The sequence below is a fragment of the Chlorogloeopsis sp. ULAP02 genome (genome assembly GCF_038404745.2).
Lineage (GTDB): Bacteria > Cyanobacteriota > Cyanobacteriia > Cyanobacteriales > Nostocaceae > Chlorogloeopsis.
Genome location: NZ_JAYKTT020000002.1, coordinates 195,729 through 216,926, shown reverse-complemented (window position 1 = coordinate 216,926; position 21,198 = coordinate 195,729). Strand labels below are relative to the sequence as shown.

Below are 21,198 nucleotides of genomic sequence, written 5' to 3'. Positions count from 1 at the left end.
GCAACTACTCCTACTAATTACTATACGGACGGGTTTCGTTGATTATCTTTCGGCTAAAACCGATGATTTATCTTCTAAACCCGCCCCTACTACCTACTAACAATATCAAGCTTTTAACAACGATTCTCCCCCATCAATCCAAACTTCAGTTCCAGTGATATGGCTGGAAGCATCTGACGCCAAAAATAACACTAATTGTGCCACCTGCTCAGATGTTCCCGGTTTGCCGTTTGTTAGTGGAATTTCACCTTCAGGAAATTCAACTGGTTCTTGCACTTGTTCGAGATCCTGCCTATCAGTATTTTGGTCAATATTTGTTTCAATCGCACCAGGACAAATCACATTTACACGAATGTGGTGTTTCGCCAACTCCAACGCTACCATTTTCGTGAAAGCAACTTGAGCAGCTTTGGTACAAGAATAAGCTGTTGCTCCAGTGTTACTAAAGGTGCGCGTACCATTAATAGATGATGTGATAATTACCGAACCACCTTGTTTTTTCAAGTAAGGTACGGCATATTTAACTGTTAAAAAAGTCCCTTTAAGATTGACATTGATAGTTTTGTCCCAATCTTCAGGTGTCAATTCTTCTATAGGAGCCCAAACCCCATTAATACCAGCATTAGCAAAGACAATATCTAAGTGTCCCCACTTGTCAATAATTGTCTGAATGGCTTGTTGCATTTCCTCTGGGCGCGAAATATCAGCAACAAGAGGTATTGCTTCGCCATGATTATTATTAATTTCGGTGACAGTTTCTTCTAATTCGTCTTGAGAACGTCCCAAGGCTCCTATTTTGGCACCTTCTTTTGCAAATAGCTTTGCTGTTGCCTTAGCGATACCGGAGCCTGCTCCTGTGATTAGCGCTACTTTACCTGTGAGTTGCATAAGTTTTTTATTTGAGGTGATTTGTGATTAGTAGTTGGTAAGGACAGGTTTTGCTGATTATATTTCGTTTAAAACTGACAATTTATCTTCTAAATCTGCCCGTACAGTGGTTATAAAGATAAATCACTACTCACCAACCACTAACTTAGTTCTTTCTGGCTGCTATTTAATATAAAATCATGCCATTATTCATATTTCTAATGGCATAAAATTTTTCTCTATCTAATTACATAAATATCTATAGAAATCATATTTGATTTTTGAAAAACATGTATGGTGTGTGATCGCGGAGCTTAACGCAACATTTTCAAGGGTTGGGTGCGTGAGACTAAATTCATAACACAACGGCAGTTTTGCGGGAAGAAAATCTGCATCACAAACTGCCTCCTCTACAAATACTTAATTTTTTTCAGAAATCAAACCGGATTTCTATAGTAGGAGAATTATATAAATTTTTATAGTTCTTGTTTAAAAATGTCTAACTTAATTTTGAGAAATTTTTTAAAGTTTTATGCTTTATATTAATTGTGATTAATCTAATTTTTAAGTTTAATTATCAGCAAAATTCAATTAGCTAAATTAGTTAGTACTTGAATTATTTATGCCATTTTTAAAGTATTCTTATTTTTCTATGTTTTTATTTTGCATTAACTCTTTAACATTCTCAATCGGCAATCTCAATTCTTGGCTAATAGCTGCTTCTAGTTGAGTTAATTCTGTGATTGGAAACTCAAATTCTAGTGCTTGAAGTACAGAGGAAACTGTCTTCACTGTTACTTTAGAAATACCTTGACTTTTATTTATTTCCGCCTTAATTGACATAATAATTATGTTAGGCTGCTTTGTTGATTGATAATCAACTTTTAAGTATTTTGTGGTTTGGTTAGAGCGACTGATCACCCAATCCATCACAAATCCGCTGCCTACCCAAAAAGCTAATCCGAGTAGTGGCAAGGGTAACCAAAATTCTAATCCCAAAGAATGTAAAATTTTAAACCATCGGGATTGGAGCATAAGCAAACCAGAGAAACGATTCAGTGTCAACCAATCTAAGATAAAGAAAAATAAATGCAGCGATCGCTCTATGTTGATTTTACTGGTAGAAGACGATATAGCCCAATTAGAACCACTGCGATCGGCACTGTCAAAAGCAGGACATACCATTGATGCCGTAGAAGATGGGGAAACCGCGCAATGGCTTTTATCTCAAAAAGATTATGACTTATTAATTTTAGATTGGATGCTTCCTAAGGTGAGCGGGGTTCAACTGTGCCAGGAATATCGAAGCTTAGGCAAAACTGCTCCGGTGCTGATGCTTACCGCAAAAGACACTACCCTAGATAAGGTAACGGGTTTGGATGCAGGTGCAGATGATTATTTGGTAAAGCCAGTAGATATTGTGGAATTATTGGCGCGGGTAAGAGCCTTAGCAAGGCGTTCCCCACTTTGGCAGGGAGACACTCTCTCCTTAGGAGATTTACATTTAAACTTGAACAATCTGACAATTGAGCGAAATCAGCTGCTTGTTCAACTATCTGGACGCGAATTTCAATTGATGGAATACTTGATGCGTCATCCTCATCAAGTTTTGTCTCACAATCAAATTGAACAAGCTCTTTGGGAATGGGGAACAGAACCAGAAAGTAACGCTGTCACAACACTAGTACGTAGACTGCGACAGCGACTACAAACAGTGGGAGCCAAAGATTGGCTAGAAAATGTCTACGGTATGGGCTATCGTCTGAGCATTCCAGAAAAAACTGAGGAGTGAGAGAGGGGGAGATGGGGAGATGAGGAGAGAACAACTAAATTACTACCTACTAACCACTAACCACTATACGGGCGGGTTTATTTAGATATTTCGGCATCCTAGAGAGATTGTTGTAAAAACCCGCCCCTACCACCAACTAATGACTAATGACTAACCATGTTTGCCTTTGCTCGTAGCCGTCGTAACCTGGGTTATTTATTTGCATTGTCAATGGGGAGTATCCTGATTGTCTTTGCTGCCATAGCTTATTACTTGGGAGTAGAAGAACAACTTCAGGTTTTTGATGAAGAACTTTACTCAACAAGCAAATCAATTGCAGCAAATGCACGGTATCGTCTCTGGGCAGAGCGATCGCACATTAATCAAGACGATATTCCCATTCTTGGCAATGGCTTATCATCAGGTAGCCAGATTGTATATATTCGTTGGTACAATGCCAAGAAAAAATTAGTAGGATTTAGCGGTGCAAGTCCTTCTAGACGATTAATGATCGCCCCTGGTTTCCACACCATTAAAATTAACGGTAACCAAATCAATACAAATAGTAATAAAGTATGGCTGCGAGAATTAACGTTACCAGTAATACAAAACAATGCGTTAATTGGCTACCTACAAATTGCTGCTCCCTTAACACCCTTACGTGAAAGTGTAGACAGAATTAGATTATTTTTGACACTAGGTGTACCAGTAACTTTAGGTGCGATTGGTATTACGGGTTGGTTTTTGGGGGGGCTGGCTATGCAGCCAACTCGTCGTGCCTATGAGCAACTACAGCGCTTTACTGCTGATGCTTCCCATGAATTACGCGCTCCTGTTGCTGCTGTTTTAAGCAATGCACAAGTTGCATTGATGCCACCACATGATGAATCAGAGCAACGTTTTCGCTTGGAAAAAATAGAAGAAATTGCTAAATCGATGAGTACTTTGATTAGCAATTTGCTGTTTTTAGCTCGTCATGAGGGGCCTTTTGAGATTACAACTTTTAAAAATATTAATCTTGTTGAACTGATGCGATCGCTTGTTGATGAATACCAAAAACAAGCTATTGCCAAAAAACTCGATTTTACATTTTACCTTCCCGAACAACCCTTGTATTTGAGAGCAGACGCAGATTTGTTAAGACAAGCTGTTAGCAACTTGCTTACTAATGCCTTCAAATACACCCCTAGTGATGGTACTGTCAAGTTACGACTTTTGTCGCGCGGTTATCGAGCTATTATCCAAGTAGAAGACAATGGCATTGGCATTCCAGCCGAGGATTTACCCCATATATTTGAAAGGTTTTATCGTGTAGATACTGTGCGATCGCGTCAAACAGGAGGCTTTGGTTTAGGATTGGCGATCGCCCAGCAAATTATTCAAGCACACGGAGGACAAATTACTGCAAATAGTGTGTTGGATAAGGGTTCAATCTTTGAAATCCAACTTCCGCGTGTGGATAAATAAGCTGCACATGGGCGACAAGATGTCCACCCCACAAGAGTTTAGCCTCATTTCAATATGCAAACTAGATGTTTTTCAGATTATCTCCATTTACCGTTAAACTTAACCTAACCTCTTGATTAAACATTCTGCAATACGTTGCGCTGCACCTGGTTTTCCCATCCGTCGCAGTCCATTTTCGGCAATACTGTGCAGTTGATCTGGATTGGCAAAAAGCGATCGCACGACTTGTGCAACTTCCTGTGGTTGCTCTACTAAAATCACGCTTGCTCCCAAAAGACGACTTTGTGCTTCCGCAAAGGCAAAAGTAAATTGTGGGCCGTTGCCAGGAATTGTAATTGCTGGCTTTCCTAAACCTACAAACTGTTCTGTAGCTGTACCTGCCATCGCGATTGCTATATCTGCTAAATGTAGGCAATCGTTGTAAGCGCTTTGTGTCAAAATAAGATAGGTATTTTTTTGTTTGAATGCCAAAGCATTAGGATCAGGAATTTGCATAGGAGATTCTGAGCAAAGACAAAAGCCGTAAGATTGGAGAATTTGGCGGATACTTTCAAAGTGTAAACTAGGAGCGATCGCACCCAAAAACACTAAGGTATTAGAAGCACGTACTTGAAAATTTCGTTCTTGAAAAATTTCTATCAATGCAGATACAGCAATCAAAATTTTCTGCCAGTTGGCATACGCTTCTGGAGGACGGGAACCAGGTAAGAGAGTTACAATTAGAGGCCTAGCTAATTCTTGCTTTTCAATCTCAGCACCATAAAATCTGGCAGTAGGAAAAGACGGTTCTAAACTATCCATCATTGGATTGCCTAAATCAAAAGCGGGAATAGACCACTTTTTTAAGATTTGTGTAGTTAATGAATCTCTGGGAAACACAGCCCTGCAACGTCGGCGACTCATGAGCCAACGTTCCCAAGGATGATAAATAGAACCGGAAAAATTTTCTAACCACGCAGTTTTTTTGTTACGTTTTAGTAAACCAACTTCGTCTCGCACATGATATTCTGATTTGGCTGTGCCAACAAAAGCATAGTTAGCACCGCTAATCCAAGCCAGCGATAACGGTACAATATCTCCAACAGCTAAAATAGCGCTTTGGTGTCCTAACTTTTTTTGAGAATTTACCCAATCACGTATAGCTTGAATTTGATGAAAAGTTAGTTGCAGTAAACCTCCCCTGAGATCACGCATCAATTGACGTTTATCCATGTAAATAAAACCGCCAGAAGGCATGGTACGTACTGAACCAATCAGAGGAATATCTAATTTTTGGTAAGTGTATCCTTCACCAACTAAAGGTAAGGCAGATAAAACTGGCGGATTTTGTAGCTGCTGAAGTTGATGTAAAATACGGACTGCGATCGCATCCTCCCCATGGCCATTGCTTAAAGCCAATAATCGCAATCGAGAAGTTGTGCCTTGAGTTTGAGATGTTAAAGGGAAGGATGACGCATTACTCATAAGAAACAAAAATTTAATATCTGCTGTCTTTTTGGGCAAGAGGAAAGAACCTGGGAGTTAGTACCATCCCTATTACCTCACCTCAGTACATAAACATAGTACAGACTAACTGCCAGTAAACTAGATTAGTATTAATGCGAAATTATTATGATAATATTTTTACTTGTAGTACAGGGGTAATATAAAATACAGGTTATAAATAACAAGTGTTGATGAGGTGCGGCGGTAAAAAATTAAATGTTCTGTATGATACTAACATTTTTGGAAACAACCGATCGCATTTTACTTATCAATCAGCTTTTGCAATTAAGATTTTAAATTTTAGATTTCGTATCATGAGGTTAATTGTTTACCCTAATCTAAAATCTAGAAATGGATAGCCCAAACCCATATTAAAAATACCAATCTAAAACACTATGCTAGCTGGTACAACATTGCAGGGTGGGAAGTATACCTTAAACCAGGAAATTGGTAGAGGGGGCTTTGGTATTACCTTCAAAGCCACTCATCACTACTTAAATCAGGCAGTGGTGATTAAAACCCTCAACGAAAAGCTCAGGCAACATCCTGATTTTGCCAAGTTTGAGCGTCAATTTCAGGATGAAGCCCGACGTTTAGCAACATGTATCCACCCCAATATTGTCCGGGTTAGTGACTTCTTTGTCGAAGCTGGGCTGCCTTACATGGTGATGGAATATATTCCTGGCGAAACCTTGGGAGAGGCATATGTTCTGCCAGTTATACCATTGCCAGAGGCGACGGCAATTCATTACATCCGTCAAATCGGAGCAGCTTTGCAAGTAGTGCATCAAAATGGTTTGCTGCATCGGGATATCAAACCAGATAATATTATCCTTCGCCAAGGAACTCAGGAGGTTGTGCTGATTGATTTTGGCATAGCCAGGGAGTTTAACAGTGGTGTCAGACAAACTCATACTGGGATAGTTTCTGAGGGCTATTCTCCGATTGAGCAGTACCTATCCCAAGCACCGCGATCGCCTGCAACCGATGTTTATGGTTTAGCAGCAACATTATATTCCCTGTTAACAGGACTAGTTCCGATGTCCGCACTACTGCGCGATCGCGAACAGATGCCTACTCCCCGTGAACTACAGCCCCACCTAAGCGCTGCTGTTAATCAAGCAGTGATGCGTGGTATGGCAATTGAAGCGAAATTTCGTCCCCAGACAGTAGAAGATTGGTTAAAGTTGCTACCTGGAGATGGAAAAATTCCTTTACCGCAACCAGCAGTAACTCAAACGGTACCAACAATTAATTTATCTGTTCAGCAACAGCAAGAAAATTTATCGAAAAGGGCTGCAATAAAAAACCAGGTTTCAGTACCTCCAGTAAATGGTAATCGAATTGCCAATCAACTGCGGCGATCGCCAAAAATCTTTGTTGGTACTGGTGTAGCTGTTGTTGCTGCGACAGTAGGTTTTGGCATTACTAATATATTATTCAAACCTCAACCGCCATCTCCAAAGCCGATTTTTGAACAGCCTCTTATAGAATTGCAAACCACTACACCCTCCCCTGCTAATTCTGCCCAGTCAAAAGTAGAATCTACACCTGTTTCTAGCTCTCCCCGGCGTAGACGCAGTCGAAGTGTAAATTCAGAATCAAATCAAAATAATTCAGAAGAATCAGCCAAAACTACCCCGGCAGCGACAGAAACTCAACGCCGCAAATTACAAGGAACAACACCTGCTGCCTCTAACGCTTCATCGCCATCGCTTTTGGAAAAACTGCGCACAATTCGAGACACTCGTCAAACTCCTACCTCCATCTCCCCAGAAAATAAGTCACCATCTTCTGGTAAATTCTTTCCTTCACAATCACCAGCGAAAAGATCCAATTCAGTTGTTGTACCAACAGTGCCAGAAACTAGGGAGTTTAGACAGTCAAATCCTCCTGCGGTAGTAGTTCCAACCCAGGAATTTCAGCAAAACTCAAACACTGATAGTCAACTTTTTCAACGTAGTAAGGAAACTAAAGAAGATACAAATACACAAAAGCCGCAATTTGAGAGTGACTGAAGTACTACTTTGGTGAACTACCCAAACCCGCTACGCTGAGGTTTGGGCTTCTGTACTCACTGTTCTCCCAACCCTGTTCCCTTACTTAACTAGATAATTTATATTGCTCGACTACTCAACTTTGATAAAGAGCAAGAGCATTCTCACGCAAAATTGCAACCGCAATCTCATCTGCTTCATTTGCAGTTAAATCGGAATCCCGAATTGCTTCCTCTAACACTTCTGCTAGAACTTGACGTCCCCACTTTGCCGCTAAATAATACAATTCTGGAATTGAGTGGGCATCGGATGAATACATGACTTTACTGGTAGGAGCTAACTCCAATAATTGTCTGACTGCTACACGCATTCCCGATACGCTTAAAAAAGGTACTGCCAAACCAAAATCTAAGTAGACTTGGGGATAAACAGAAGCCAAATATCCAGCTTCCCGCATATATGGATAAGAAGCATGAAGTAGAACAATCGGAACATCCCGATACTGGGATGACTCTAATAAAGAACGCAAGTAAAGAGGATTTGCTAATCGTAAATCCAGATCAGGATCGCCAAAGCCAGTGTGGAATTGCACTGGTAGGTGATATTTAGCAGCAATTGCTAGCGCTTGTTGCAGCAGAAAATCAATTAAGTATTTGTTAGCAAGACGTAAAGGTTGATATTCTAATTCTTGTTTGAGATCGTAAAAATTACAAGCTGCTGCTGCTAAAGAAACAGGTTGAATATCCAAACCAGTGCGGTAGCAAGCAATGCTCTTGAAACCTATAACTCCAGCAGGTGGTGGATCGATTTCGCTCGTGAATTTTTCTAAAAATGTCCTAAAGTCATCGCTCTTAACAATCAGTTCTTCTGCCAAAGCTTCTAGTCGCAAAATTCTTTTCACAGGAACAAATTGTTCATGCCATGACAGTGATTGGATAGAGCCTGGTTGCAATCCATCATCTAAAAAAATTATATTTAAGTTTGCAGCATGAAAATAAAGTTGTGTTAACTTCTCTAGTCCCAAGCTTTTACGACGCGCTAATATTGCTTCTTCTTGTGGTTCGCAGTTAAGTAAAGCTGCAATTTCTCGGAGACTGCGTCGATAGAATAAGGTATGGCGGGCATGGAAGTTAACAATCTCTGGAGCATAGCCCTCGGTAAATGCGGCAGCATAAGGATAGCTGTCAGCAATTTCTGGTTGTAACAAGTTATGGGCGTGTTGGTCAATAATGGGAATATCAAACAGATTCATTTAAAATCCTCGCTGTCGATACCCGCCATAATTGCATTAGCAATTTAGCAGTAGGTTATTTACGAGTTAATATTTATAACCACAGCTATACAGTAAATATAAACTTGTTACTTTGTCTGTCTACCGCAAAGAGGATTATTCAGATTTCCTTGTTTTCACTGCGGCTTCCTAGAAACTAGTCTTCAGGAGCAGACTAGTTAAGTTCTCCTTCATAGAGAAAAGTGCGATCGCATAATCAATAAAAAGGGATATTTATTTCATATCAAGTCTTGCTAATCGCGATCGCTGAAATCTTTACCCTAACAGCATCAACGATCAGTCTTTCAACGCACACGATATAGATCCCTTTTCTAGCAATCACCCTGATGTGGTGTAGTTACAATCAGAACAGTCGAAAAATAAATGGATAACGAACAGGTTCATCAGGTTGGCTAAAACAACGCAACAATGCCCAAATTGTCAATCCCCAGTGTAGTAAAAAGCCAAGAGCAACAACGGGGAAGAACAAAACTCCACCAATACCGAAGGTAAGCCAAGATAGAATCCCAATCGGAACTCCAATTAAGGTTGCCCAGAACCAAACATTGAAGTGAAAATTAATTGATTCTTTGGCATTGCTTTTCACAACTGGATCTTCAGAAATTAAGTTAATGGCAATTGGAATCCCAATCGACAACAATGCTGTGCTCAAGAAAATCGCCCCATGATACAGAGATGATAGCAACTTGCGCTTTTGGGAATCGTATGTGACTTGCATCCTGGTGGCTCCTCAATTCGCCTTTTAGCTTTAATTCTAGCGATCGCCTAACTAGGTTTAATATTGCAGGTTACCGTAATCAGCAATTTTTCAGGCTTTTGCTTGAGACGGATTAGCTTTGAGTATTACTCATTAACTATGACTTAGGAGGTTTACCGAACTCTTGGCACCAAAACCTTCACAAGATACGTTAAGTTTCGCTAACACACTTTTATATCTTAGGAGGAGTAGCAGCAGAGATAACATAAAGTAAGACAAAGTCACACAAATCTATTACTTTATATTACTTAACACAGGCGGTAAAAATGGGTCGTTTAAATCCCTTATCCCTACAAATGCAGATTACTCGTATGTTTGAACAGGGGCAAAGTTTTTTTGCCACAACTAAAGTACAAGAATGGTTGAAAGAAAGAGGTCACAATCCAATGGATTATGATATTGTTTTTCACAAAAAACCTGCGCCTCCTGGTTCTAAAGAAGTAATGGTAGTGGAAATCGAATTGCGGCGCAAAGATGGACAACCCGTAGATTCCTGGTTACAAGAACAAGCAAATTTACAAGCCTAAAATCTTGAATTTTTAAATTACATGGTAGCAAATATTAATAAATCAGCCACTTATGAAGGTGGGTGTCACTGTGGTGCGGTGCGTTTTCGAGTAGTAGTTGACAAACACAAAGCCGATGATTGCAACTGCTCAATCTGTAGAAAAAAGGGCTTTTTACATTTAATTGTGCCGCAAGCTAAATTTACTTTATTGCAGGGCGAACATGTGTTGACAAATTACACATTTAATACAGGAGTTGCCCAACACAAATTTTGCTGTATCTGTGGAATTCACTCTTTTTATATTCCTCGCAGTCACCCCGACTGTATTGATGTCAATATTCGCTGTTTAGATGGCGATGTGGTATCTAATTTTGAAATTGTGCCTTTTGATGGAGCAAATTGGGAAGAGAATATACATAAATTACAGTGAATTGAGAAGGTAAAAAACGCACTAAGAGGTAGTAGTTATGTGTGCTAAATGTGGTCAACGTTTGTTTGCCTGGATCATGGCTCAAGGTAGCGGCACGTATAACAAATTTGTTGGAGAAAAAAAGCAATCTTTATTTGCTAATCTTCACGGTAAAGTTTTAGAGATAGGGCCAGGAACAGGTGCTAATCTACCCTATTTTCCTAAAGGTATTAATTGGGTAGGAATTGAGCCAAATCCCTATATGCACAACTATTTAAAACAAGAAGCATACAAGCTAGGTTTAGATAATATCTACCTTCGTACAGGCACTGCTGAACATATAGAAGCTGGAGACAATAGCATAGATGCTGTTGTTAGTACCTTAGTTTTATGTTCAGTACCAAATATAGCTAATACTTTACAAGAAATTTTACGAGTTCTCAAACCGGGTGGACAATTCTTATTTATTGAACATGTTGCCGCACCTCAGGGAACTTTGCAGCGAAAAGTACAAACTACAGTTCGCCCTGTTTGGAAAATTATTGGTGATGGTTGTCGTCCTGATCGCGAAACTTGGCTAGGATTAGAAAAGGCTGGTTTTACTAGTCTCAATTATGAACATTTTCAAGCACCAATACCAATTGTTAGTCCTCACATTATTGGAGTAGGGACAAAGTAAAATAAGGTATTAGCTAATAGCAGCGTTGTGCTGCGCAAAACACACCCTACAGCTAATTTATATTTATTCACATAAATTGAATTTTTGTTACCAACTTACTTACCTATTCTTTCAACCTTAATTTCTGCTGAACCTAGAATAAGAATAATTTTGTCAAACTCTTAACTTACCTATACTCAAATTCTTAGCAGCCTATAATTTCTTAACTGCTTTCTTGGCTGATGATACTCTCAAAACAGGAGATAGCAGTATGTCTGAACATTACGACATTATTATTATTGGTACTGGTGCTGGTGGTGGAACTCTTACTTACAAATTGGCGCAAAGTGGCAAGAAAATTTTAGTACTCGAACGCGGGCCATTTTTACCCAGAGAGAAAGCAAACTGGGATACTAAAATAGTTTTTAATACAGATCGCTATCATAATTCTGAAGTCTGGTACGACAAAGACGGTAATGAATTACACCCCGGCATGAGTTATTTTGTCGGAGGCAATACCAAAGTTTATGGTGCAGCATTATTTCGATTGCGAGAAAAGGACTTTGAGAAATACCACCATCAAGACGGCATTTCTCCAGAATGGCCGCTCAAATATTGTGACTTTGAGCCTTATTACGTTCAAGCCGAAAAACTTTATCAGGTACATGGTAAAACTGGAGAAGATCCAACAGAACCATTTCGCAGCGAGGAATATCCCTATCCTGCTGTGAGCCACGAACCCCGGATTGAGGAAATCAGTGATGCATTGAAATCACAAGGGTTACATCCCTACCACACTCCAGTAGGTATTCGTTTAAATGAAGCACAACGCTACTTAAGTACTTGCATCCGTTGCAATACTTGCGATGGTTTTCCCTGCCTCGTGCAAGCCAAATCTGATGCAGAGGTGAGCACAGTACGTCCCGTCCTTGGGCAAAATAACGTCACATTAATTACAGAAGCCAAAGTATTAAAACTACTCACCAGCCCGTCTGGGCGAGAAATAACAGGGGTAGAAGTAGAGGTTCAGGGACACAAACAGATATTCTCAGGAGATATTGTCGCTGTAGCTTGCGGTGCCATTAACTCCTCCGTACTACTGCTCAAATCTGCAAATGAAAAACATCCTTACGGACTGGCAAATAGTTCTGGTTTGGTGGGACGGAATTTCATGAAACACGTATTAGGTTCAATTATTGGAGTAGCAAAAAAGCCCAACCCCACAGCTTTTCAGAAAACCCTCTCCATCAATGATTTTTACTGGGGTGAAGAAAATTATAACTATCCAATGGGACAAATTCAAACTTTAGGTAAAGTCAGCAAAGAAGCACTAGAAGGAAATCCAGAAGCTTACGCACCATTGACACCAGAAGAAGTGGCAACCCATTCCATCGATTGGTGGATCACAGTGGAAGATTTACCTGATGCCAACAATCGCGTGCGCGTAAATGGTGACAAAATTATCATTGAATATACAGAGAACAATAGCGAAGTTTACAACCGTTTAGAACAACGCTGGATTGAAACTCTCAAATCTATTGAATGCGGTCAGCAAATTATGCCTAACTGTTCCTATTTTGTCAAAGGTGGTAAAAGTTACTTTACAGGTAAACTACCCTTAGATGGTGTTGGGCATCAAGTAGGTACGTGCCGCTTTGGCGAAAATCCTAAAACCTCTGTATTAGATTTAAACTGTCGCACTCACGATATTGACAATCTTTACGTTGTAGATGGTAGCTTTTTCCTCTCCAGTGGTGCAGTCAATCCTACATTGACAATTATTGCAAATGCCCTACGTGTCGGCGAACACTTGATAGAAAGAATAAAGTAAAACCCTCCATTTGCTCTTCCTTTGCGTTCACTGCGCCTCCGCGGTTCATTAATTTTCCACATTCTGGGAAAAACCACCATGACTATCAATCAACACGACATAGTAATGCAACCAGGTGAAGGTTCTTCTTCTTGGGTACTTGGAGACTTGTACACCTTTAAAGCGCTCGGTGAAAATACAGCCCAAGCCTATGGGCTAATTGAAATTGTCATGCAACCCCACAGCACGGTTCCACCTCATATACACACGCGCGAAAACGAATCTTTTTACATTCAAGAAGGTGAAATAGAGTTTCAACTTGGGGAACAAACAATTGTAGCTACACCTGGAACTTTCGTTCATTCCTCTAAAGGGCAACTACATAGTTTTCGCAACATCGCTGTCAAACCAGCCAAATTATTGTGCTGGGTTACTCCAGCCGGGTTAGAGAAATTTTTTATCGAAGTGGGTACAGCAGTTATGGCGTTAAATGCTACACCTCCTGCTGTGACTAACGCTGATATTGAAAAACTGCTGGCAACTGCTCCTAAGTACGGTTTGGAAATTCTTCCTCCACCTGCTCAAGAGTAGGAGCTTAGGAAGTGATCGCCCGCACAAAGACTAATCCATATGGAAACTTTAGCTCAAAAAATTGGAACAAGAAAAATTTATGATGCAGCAACAACAAATAACAGGCAAAATTGATCCGCAAACTTTGACACAAAGCAGGCTTCAGTTACACTATGCAATTCAGTTTATTGCTGCGATCAGTTCAGAGCTAGCACAACCAAAACCAGACTACAGCCATACCAGCCTGAGTTGGAACCCTGAATTAAAAGCCTTTATAGGAGAACTTATTCCAGCAGAAAAATCATTTCGAGTTGCTCTCGAACCAGTCAATTTAACATCATTAATTATTGATGAACAAAATCAAAAGATAGCCGAACTTTCTTTAAATCAGAAAACTTTAGCAGCAGGAATAGAATGGCACAAACAAGAAATTGCCAAATTAGGTGCTGATGCAGACAAAGTCAACATGCCTTCCTATCCATATGCTGATTTTCCTGATTATAAAATTGCCCACGGTGCTGCCTTTGATGCTAACACCAAGAAATCTGGCAGACAAGAATTAGCAAATTACTATGCTATTACTAACTTACTTTTACAGGAAATAGTTGCAAAAGAAGAGGGAGCATCATCGATTCACATTTGGCCGCATCATTTCGATATTGCCACACTCGTTACTGTTGGTAAGACATCTAATGGCGAACCAATAACTGTGGGTATTGGCATGTCTCCGGGGGATACTAATTATAACGAACCATACTGGTATGTTTCTCCCTATCCTTATCCCGAAATAACAAATCTTACTGAATTAGCAAGTGGTGGTTTTTGGCATACTCAGGATTGGGTTGGGGCTGTTCTTAAAGCATCTGATGTCAGTGGTGAAGGGGAAGAAAAAATCAAACAAATTCAAGTTTTTTTAGACTCTGCCTTGCAAGGTTCCAAAAGCCTTTTCAAAGCATGAAGAATTCAGAATCAAGAAGTCAGAAGAAAAACTATTGCAATTAAAAAGTCATTTCTGTTTCTAGGATTTCTCATCGTACTTGTGCTTCTGTCACCTGGATGGATTAACACAAGTCTGTTCTACCATAATCAAATCCCAAATTCTATTATTTCCACAATATATCAAGAGGGACTAGCAGTGATGAAAGTAGAAGAAATTCACTCAATTATCCAACAAGCGGCTCAAGCTTGGATGACAGGAAATGCTGATGCTTTTGCTGAGTTATTTGCACCAGATGGAAAGTTCATTGTTCCTGGTAATAGTTATGTAGGACGAACTGCAATTCAACAAGTAACGGCTGAATTTGCTGCGACTCATTCAGGTGTAAAAATTGAGATTAAACAAATCCTCATTGATGGCGATCGCGCAGCTGTTGAGTGGACTTGGGAAGATACAAACAACGAAACAGGCAAACAGCAAAAAGCAGAAGATGCGATTTTAGTTGATTTCAAAGAAGGATTAATTACTCGCTGGCGAGAATATATAGACTCCAATATACCCTCTAATTCTGGAGCTTAAAATTCAATTTTTCAAGCGAAATCATAACTAAATCGGATGTTGTCTTTCTCGATGCCGTCGAGTACGACTTGAAGCCCACCCATACGAATCATCCACTCAAGACGATGATCGCGGTACTCACGTTTGAATAGTCCTTGTTCAATGAGGTGCGGAAATTGATCTAATCCAGCAAGGGAGTCTTGTACTTCCTGCAATGTTTGTGCGACACTTGGACGCACGCTAACGCGTTTGAACCAATCGGCAAGTGGGGAATTTGCTTCTAGTGCAATCCCGAATACAGTTGACGACAAATTGAGGTGGGGAACGATACACAGATCGCTCCAGCCAAAACGATCGCCATTGAACCATTCGCGATCGCCTAGCTGTTTGGTTAGCCATTGGCGACTCTTCGCGGCTTGTTCTTTGGCATTGCCAACGATAGTTTCGGCAAGTTCACCCTTCGCCCTACCAAAGAAGTTGATTTCACCCAACCCCCAGTTAATAGGCTCGTAGTAGGTATCCATAACATCTTCGATCGTGCGGACACGCGCTCGCTCTAGTGGATTGCTCGGCAGCAGTGGTGGTTCAGTCCATTTTTCTTCGATGTACTCAAGGATGATTGTAGAGTCGAATATCTTGGCATCGCCATCAACAAGAGCCGGTATTTCCCCACGAGGATTGGCTTGGAGGAACTCGCTACCTCCAAATCCGCCTCCAGTTAACTCAGGTGCTTTGGACTCAAACTCAATCCCCTTTTCGCGTAAGGCAATTTTGATTTTCTGTACATAAGGAGATAGCGGATGTTCGTAGAGGATGATCATTAGTTAAGTTCTCCCTGCTACTTAATTAGAAATACTTTCCCTTGAATTTGAACAGCCTAAATCGAGAACTGGTGAACTTTTACTCTACTGATACTCTCATGAAATTTAACAGAAATATCGCTAAAACACTACTATTAGCTAGTGTTGGATTTGCTGTTGCTTTTACACCGCATAATTATGCACTTTCGCAAATTGAACGGCGACAGGATGCACCCTCAACAGTAATTCCCCAAAATCAAACCACTCAGAAAGCTGTTGCTGCTGTAGATTCGGTAGGAATGACTGTTTTTGATATGGATCAAGCTGTAAAGTTTTACTCCCAAGTTTTGTCCTTTAAAAAAATTTCTGATGTAGAAGTTTGGGGTACAGAATACGAACATCTACAAGGATTGTTTGGCGTGCGGATGCGGGTGGTGGGGATGCAATTGGGTGATGAGGTAATTGAGCTAACAGAATATTTAACACCTAAAGGTAGAACCATTCCTGTAGATTCACGGAGTAATGATCGCTGGTTTCAACATATTGCTATTGTAGTTAGTGATATGGATAAAGCTTACCAGCGCTTGCGTTCGTTGAAAGTGCAACACGCCTCAACTGCACCTCAACGCCTTCCCGACTCGAATAAAGCAGCAGCAGGAATTCGCGCTTTTTACTTTAAAGATCCGGATGGACACAATTTAGAAATTATTTACTTCCCTCCGGGTAAAGGCGATCGCAAATGGCAGAAATCAACCAACCAATTATTTTTGGGAATTGACCATACGGCAATTGTTGTATCTAATACTGAGGCTAGCTTGAAGTTCTATCGGGATTTACTAGGTTTAAAACTGGCTGGAGAAAGCGAAAATTACGGCACAGAACAGGAGTATCTGAATAATGTCTTTGGGGCAAGGTTGCATATTAGCGGGATGCGATCGCCTAATGGCCCCGGTATAGAATTTCTAGAATACCTTACACCGCGAGACGGACGACCATTTCCTGTAGATGCGCGTGCTAATGATTTACTGCATTGGCAAACAACACTGGTAGTAAAGGATGCAGAGGCGATAGCGCAAAGGCTAAGGTTGAGTAAATCTGCCTTTGTTTCTTCGAGGGTGGTGAGAATTCCAGGGGAAAGATTAGGGTTTAAAAAGGGGTTTTTGGTAAGAGATCCGGATGGGCATGTGATGCGGATAGTGGAGAGGTAAGTTGGGATAAGGACAATTGGAAAAATGATCCTTACTTTTGACAGAGTTAAGTAAAGTTATTAATATCGTCCACCATTCACACAGTTAGAGAATAATAATTTTTAGTGAGGATGAAAACTGAAGAAAGTAATTTATGGAGTGCTCTAATATAGGACGTAAATAAGGAAAATGGCCCTTACTTTTGATAGAGAAATATATGGCAAGCTCTTGGCTGAGTTTCAACCAAAAGTGATTACATCAGAAGAAGAATATGACTTTGTTCTAGAGGCTGTAGAAAAGTTGATGGGATGTAAAAATCGTTCTCCAGAGCAGACAGCTATTCTACAACTATTAGTTAGTCTCATTGAAGAGTATGAGAGCAAAAACTATCCAATGAGAGAATCATCTCCTCATGAAATTCTTGAACATTTGATGGAAGCACGAGGAATAAAACAATCTGACTTAGTTGGAATTATTGGTTCCAAAGGAGTTGTCTCAGAAATTGTGAATGGCAAACGAGGAATAAGCAAAGCTCAGGCAAAGGCGCTAGCAGAGTTTTTTCATGTTTCTTTAGAGCTGTTTATTTAGCTGAGATACATTATGTGAATAGTTTTCAACATATGCGATCGCCTTGAAAGAGAGAGCCTTTCAAAGCTGAACGTACAGCCATAAATAATCGGGAGAAACTCTAGCGTTTACCTCAACGAGTTCCAACAACTCATCTAGTTTCTCTGGAGTCAAACCCAACTTCTGAGTTTTTGCTCGTACTTTTTCATTTCCTTTTAACTGAAAGAAAATTTGCTGTACCTTGGCACCATCAATTTTAGATAAAGCGTCGTTAATTTTAGCTACGAGTTTAGTTTTAAAGAGATATTCAAAAGCATATTTCACTAATTCTTTGTACCACTTGCCCGAATCACCAGAAACTTTCAATTTGGTGAGGTTAACATTGATTGTTTCATCAACAACGGTTGCATCGAGTTCTGCGATCCCTACAGCAGCAATCGACATCCAGGGAGTATGATGCTTTCTACGAGTAATCGGATTGACAATAAAAGTTTCTCTGAATTTACCGTGGGCTTTGCCATTAATTAGAAAACCACCTTCTCTGAGAAAAGCTTCTAAATCTAGTTGGATGCGCTGCAAATCTGTGTTTTTCTCATGTTCGGCTGCAAACTTTTTAAGTTCAACATTAAGAGGTTGTAATATTTGTAAGGCAGGAATACCAATCTCAAACAGTTTATTTTCCAGATCAACGTTGATGGGAAACTGATCGTCGATTTGAGATAGATATTCGTCGGTTACCTGAATTGCCGCGCTTTTGTTCGTTGTCTGGGCAACATCTTCGATAACTACATCATTTTGCTCTGTTCTTTCTGCTACAGGTTCCACAGAAGGTTCAGGTGCAGTTGTTTCTGTTTGTTCAGCTTTTTGAATGCAGGTTGCCAGTTCTCTCTGCATTACTTTATTTTCGATATCTGCGGAATTGTACTGAACTACCACGGAAGCATTGGCAGCATTAACACGCACATCTGTAACCACATCGAGAGACTTTACTATTTGCTGTAATCGATCGCCATAGTCGGGATCTGTTTTGAGACGAGGAACTCTAATGCGAATTCTTCCGGTGATCGCATGTACAACTTGATAGTCAACTTTTGGTGATTGAACTGGCATAATTACAAGTCCCTGGTACCTAGTACCCAGTTACTATTACCCGCTCCCAATTTTTGCTTGTCTACTCAACTAAAGAATATCCCGTTGTATTTCTGATGTAGCTCAAAACTTTCTCATAGGAAGCCGGATTACTTGCTGGGTTGATGATGATCGGAATAATACCGTCTGGCAACCAAAAAGTTATCCTACCGTTGGCTGGTTCATAACAAAAAGAACTGATGCAATTCAAATTAATTAGATACTCATTTCTCTCGTAATATATTTTTACCCAATGATTACGAGCTAATTCTGGCTGTGTAAATTGTTCTACATACTCCAGAATTTTTTGGTAATCTTGTTGATTTGTTTGAGGATTAATAATAATCGGGATGGCACTATCAGGTAACCAAAAAGTTATCCTGCCGTTTTGCTCATAACAAAACGCGCTGACACGCTCAAAATTAACTACATATTCTCTCCTCTCGTAGTTGATTTTCATCCAGTACGCCACAAAATCCCCTCATGTTCCAAATTTTTCAGGAACTTATTTTGATACGCCACCTTTTTAAGTAGCTGTCATCAGCTGCATACACTAAAAGGGCAATAGGTACTGGGTATTGGGTATCGAGGATTGGGTATTAGGAGAATTTTCATTTACATTCCCCTTGTCTTTCCCTCTTCCCTTCCCCTTGTCCTCCTCTTTGTCCCTAGTCCCTAGCCCCTAATCACCCACTTAGCAGAGTATAATTCTTAAACTAGCTGAACGTTTTGCGTAATTTCTCTAGAAAATTAAAAAACTTCAAGAGGTATTTGTGTGCCTGAGGAAGATTCAAAACGAGCGATCGCAGCTTCGATAAATCCTTTAAACAAAGGATGGGGTGCGCTAGGGCGAGATTGAAATTCGGGATGGAATTGGCAGGCAATAAAGAAAGGGTGCTGTGGCAATTCAATAATTTCTACTAAGCGTCCATCAGGAGAAGAACCGCTGATTAAATAGCCAGAGTCTAAAAACAGGTTGCGGTAGGCGTTATTGAATTCGTAACGGTGGCGATGCCGTTCGTAAATCACTTCTTCTTGATACAGACGGAATGCCAAGCTATTAGGGAGAATACGACAAGGATATAAACCTAGACGCATTGTACCGCCTAAATCCACTACATCCTGCTGCTCAGGCAACAGGTTAATAACAGGATTTTCTGTATGAGGTTCAAATTCGGCACTATGGGCATCTGCAAATCCCGCCACATTTCTCGCCCATTCAATGACAGAGCATTGCATTCCCAAACACAAGCCCAGGAAGGGAATTTGGCGAATGCGAGCGTATTTGATGGCTTCGATTTTTCCATCTACCCCGCGTACGCCAAAACCTCCGGGTACAATTACACCATCAACGCCATCTAAGTGATTTTCGGCTCCCTCAACTTCCAATTTTTCTGAGTTTACCCAACGCAGGTGCAGTTCGCTACCCATAGCAATGGCTGCATGACGCAGCGCTTCCACCACAGAAAGATAGGCATCGCTTAATTGTACGTATTTACCGACAATGGCAATTTCTACTCGATGTTTGGGACTATATAACCTTTCTACTAAAGTTTGCCACTGGCTCAGATCAGGTTCGCGTTGCTCCATATTCAGCAACTCCAATGCTTCCTGCGCTAGTCCTTCCTGTTCTAAAATTAGGGGTACCTCATAGATACTCTTGGCATCTACAGCAGGAATCACACCTTCTGGTGGCACATCGCAAAACTCTGATAATTTCTGTTTTAAACCTCCTGGCAAAGAGCGATCGCACCGACAGACTAAAATATCTGGTTGAATCCCAATTGATCGCAGTTCTTTGACTGAATGCTGTGTCGGCTTGGTTTTCATTTCACCCGCCGAAGCAATCCACGGTATTAAGGTGACGTGTAAATACAAGACGTTCTGCCGTCCTACATCCTTGCGGAACTGGCGAATTGCTTCCAAAAACGGCAGTGATTCTATATCGCCCACTGTACCGCCAATTTCTGTAATTACTACATCAGGATTTGTATCTCTAGCTACTCTAGAAATCCTGTCTTTAATTTCATTGGTGATGTGGGGAATTACCTGCACCGTGCCGCCATTATAGTCACCACGACGCTCTTTATTAATCACTGCTTGATAAATTGAGCCAGTGGTAACACTATTGAGACGGGACATAGAAGTATCGGTAAAGCGTTCGTAATGTCCCAAATCCAAGTCTGTTTCAGCGCCATCTTGAGTAACAAATACTTCACCATGCTGAAAAGGACTCATGGTTCCTGGATCGACATTAATATAAGGATCGAGTTTAAGAATCGACACCGAATAATCTCGCGATTTTAGCAACCGTCCCAAACTTGCTGCTACAATGCCCTTGCCGATACTTGAAACTACACCGCCGGTCACAAATACAAACTTCGTCATAATTCGTAAATTCTAGCAACTTCCCCAGATACACCCCGTCATT

At 40.5% G+C, this 21,198-nt stretch carries 21 protein-coding genes; 12 read left to right on the top strand and 9 right to left on the bottom strand.

The annotated features are described in order from the left end of the window. Positions 1-105: 105 nt before the first annotated feature. Together U2718_RS03065 and U2718_RS03060 are read right to left on the bottom strand one after the other, a co-directional pair. On the bottom strand, positions 106-888 hold the full coding sequence (locus tag U2718_RS03065) for an SDR family NAD(P)-dependent oxidoreductase (protein WP_341994964.1): 783 nt from the start codon (positions 886-888) through the stop codon (positions 106-108). Positions 889-1,509: 621 nt separating this feature from the next. After that, on the bottom strand, positions 1,510-1,902 hold the full coding sequence (locus U2718_RS03060) for a hypothetical protein (protein ID WP_341994962.1): 393 nt from the start codon (positions 1,900-1,902) through the stop codon (positions 1,510-1,512). Between the two features lie 70 nt (positions 1,903-1,972). On the opposite strand from U2718_RS03060, the gene rppA reads away from it, so the two are divergent. Both rppA and U2718_RS03050 read left to right on the top strand, forming a co-directional pair. Continuing rightward, positions 1,973-2,659 (top strand): two-component system response regulator RppA, encoded by a 687-nt coding sequence (gene rppA, locus U2718_RS03055; RefSeq protein WP_341994960.1) that lies wholly within the window; start codon positions 1,973-1,975, stop codon positions 2,657-2,659. Positions 2,660-2,815: 156 nt separating this feature from the next. Next, the gene (locus U2718_RS03050; protein WP_341994958.1) at positions 2,816-4,105 is read left to right on the top strand and encodes a sensor histidine kinase; all 1,290 of its coding nucleotides are present in this window, start codon (positions 2,816-2,818) and stop codon (positions 4,103-4,105) included. A 99-nt stretch (positions 4,106-4,204) separates the two neighbouring features. Here U2718_RS03050 and U2718_RS03045 read toward each other — a convergent pair whose 3' ends face one another. Continuing rightward, positions 4,205-5,569, bottom strand: a complete 1,365-nt coding sequence (locus U2718_RS03045; RefSeq protein ID WP_341994956.1) for a lipid-A-disaccharide synthase-related protein — start codon at positions 5,567-5,569, stop codon at positions 4,205-4,207. Positions 5,570-5,985: 416 nt separating this feature from the next. On the opposite strand from U2718_RS03045, the gene U2718_RS03040 reads away from it, so the two are divergent. Then, a complete protein-coding gene (locus U2718_RS03040; RefSeq protein ID WP_341994954.1) occupies positions 5,986-7,608 on the top strand; it encodes a serine/threonine-protein kinase in 1,623 nt (540 codons plus the stop codon). A gap of 115 nt (positions 7,609-7,723) precedes the next feature. Here U2718_RS03040 and U2718_RS03035 read toward each other — a convergent pair whose 3' ends face one another. Together U2718_RS03035 and U2718_RS03030 are read right to left on the bottom strand one after the other, a co-directional pair. Continuing rightward, positions 7,724-8,839 carry an amidohydrolase family protein gene (locus U2718_RS03035; protein ID WP_341994952.1) on the bottom strand — a complete coding sequence of 372 codons (1,116 nt, stop codon included), beginning with the start codon at positions 8,837-8,839 and terminating at the stop codon, positions 7,724-7,726. A gap of 382 nt (positions 8,840-9,221) precedes the next feature. Then, entirely contained in the window at positions 9,222-9,596 is a 375-nt protein-coding gene (locus U2718_RS03030; protein ID WP_341994950.1) for a DUF4870 domain-containing protein, read from the bottom strand. 305 nt (positions 9,597-9,901) lie between these two features. On the opposite strand from U2718_RS03030, the gene U2718_RS03025 reads away from it, so the two are divergent. The 7 genes from U2718_RS03025 (at position 9,902) to U2718_RS02995 (ending at position 15,106) form a co-directional block, all read left to right on the top strand. Next, positions 9,902-10,162, top strand: a complete 261-nt coding sequence (locus U2718_RS03025) for a hypothetical protein (protein WP_341994948.1) — start codon at positions 9,902-9,904, stop codon at positions 10,160-10,162. A gap of 21 nt (positions 10,163-10,183) precedes the next feature. Next, the gene (locus U2718_RS03020) at positions 10,184-10,573 is read left to right on the top strand and encodes a GFA family protein (RefSeq protein ID WP_341994947.1); all 390 of its coding nucleotides are present in this window, start codon (positions 10,184-10,186) and stop codon (positions 10,571-10,573) included. Positions 10,574-10,610: 37 nt separating this feature from the next. Next, complete coding sequence (locus tag U2718_RS03015) at positions 10,611-11,231, top strand: class I SAM-dependent methyltransferase (protein WP_341994944.1); 621 nt, start codon at positions 10,611-10,613, stop codon at positions 11,229-11,231. Positions 11,232-11,481: 250 nt separating this feature from the next. Next, on the top strand, positions 11,482-13,041 hold the full coding sequence (locus U2718_RS03010) for a GMC family oxidoreductase (protein ID WP_341994942.1): 1,560 nt from the start codon (positions 11,482-11,484) through the stop codon (positions 13,039-13,041). A 78-nt stretch (positions 13,042-13,119) separates the two neighbouring features. Then, a complete protein-coding gene (locus U2718_RS03005; protein ID WP_341994940.1) occupies positions 13,120-13,611 on the top strand; it encodes a cupin domain-containing protein in 492 nt (163 codons plus the stop codon). 79 nt (positions 13,612-13,690) lie between these two features. Continuing rightward, positions 13,691-14,548, top strand: coding sequence for a hypothetical protein (locus U2718_RS03000; protein ID WP_341994938.1), 858 nt, complete (start codon positions 13,691-13,693; stop codon positions 14,546-14,548). Between the two features lie 180 nt (positions 14,549-14,728). Next, positions 14,729-15,106, top strand: a complete 378-nt coding sequence (locus U2718_RS02995; RefSeq protein ID WP_341994936.1) for an SgcJ/EcaC family oxidoreductase — start codon at positions 14,729-14,731, stop codon at positions 15,104-15,106. Between the two features lie 11 nt (positions 15,107-15,117). Here the strand turns inward: U2718_RS02995 and U2718_RS02990 are convergent, their stop codons facing one another. Beyond that, entirely contained in the window at positions 15,118-15,906 is a 789-nt protein-coding gene (locus U2718_RS02990) for a glutathione S-transferase family protein (RefSeq protein WP_341994934.1), read from the bottom strand. 98 nt (positions 15,907-16,004) lie between these two features. Between U2718_RS02990 and U2718_RS02985 the strand changes: the two genes are divergently transcribed. After that, complete coding sequence (locus tag U2718_RS02985; protein ID WP_341994932.1) at positions 16,005-17,093, top strand: VOC family protein; 1,089 nt, start codon at positions 16,005-16,007, stop codon at positions 17,091-17,093. Positions 17,094-17,261: 168 nt separating this feature from the next. Continuing rightward, positions 17,262-17,660, top strand: coding sequence for a type II toxin-antitoxin system HigA family antitoxin (locus U2718_RS02980; protein ID WP_341994930.1), 399 nt, complete (start codon positions 17,262-17,264; stop codon positions 17,658-17,660). A 60-nt stretch (positions 17,661-17,720) separates the two neighbouring features. On the opposite strand, the gene U2718_RS02975 is transcribed toward U2718_RS02980, so the two are convergent. The 3 genes from U2718_RS02975 to U2718_RS02965 all read right to left on the bottom strand — a co-directional run bounded on the left by U2718_RS02975 (position 17,721) and on the right by U2718_RS02965 (position 21,155). Then, positions 17,721-18,749, bottom strand: a complete 1,029-nt coding sequence (locus U2718_RS02975) for an HMA2 domain-containing protein (RefSeq protein WP_341994928.1) — start codon at positions 18,747-18,749, stop codon at positions 17,721-17,723. 61 nt (positions 18,750-18,810) lie between these two features. Continuing rightward, on the bottom strand, positions 18,811-19,239 hold the full coding sequence (locus U2718_RS02970) for a hypothetical protein (protein WP_341994926.1): 429 nt from the start codon (positions 19,237-19,239) through the stop codon (positions 18,811-18,813). A 278-nt stretch (positions 19,240-19,517) separates the two neighbouring features. Then, a complete protein-coding gene (locus U2718_RS02965) occupies positions 19,518-21,155 on the bottom strand; it encodes a CTP synthase (RefSeq protein ID WP_341994924.1) in 1,638 nt (545 codons plus the stop codon). Positions 21,156-21,198: the final 43 nt, after the last annotated feature.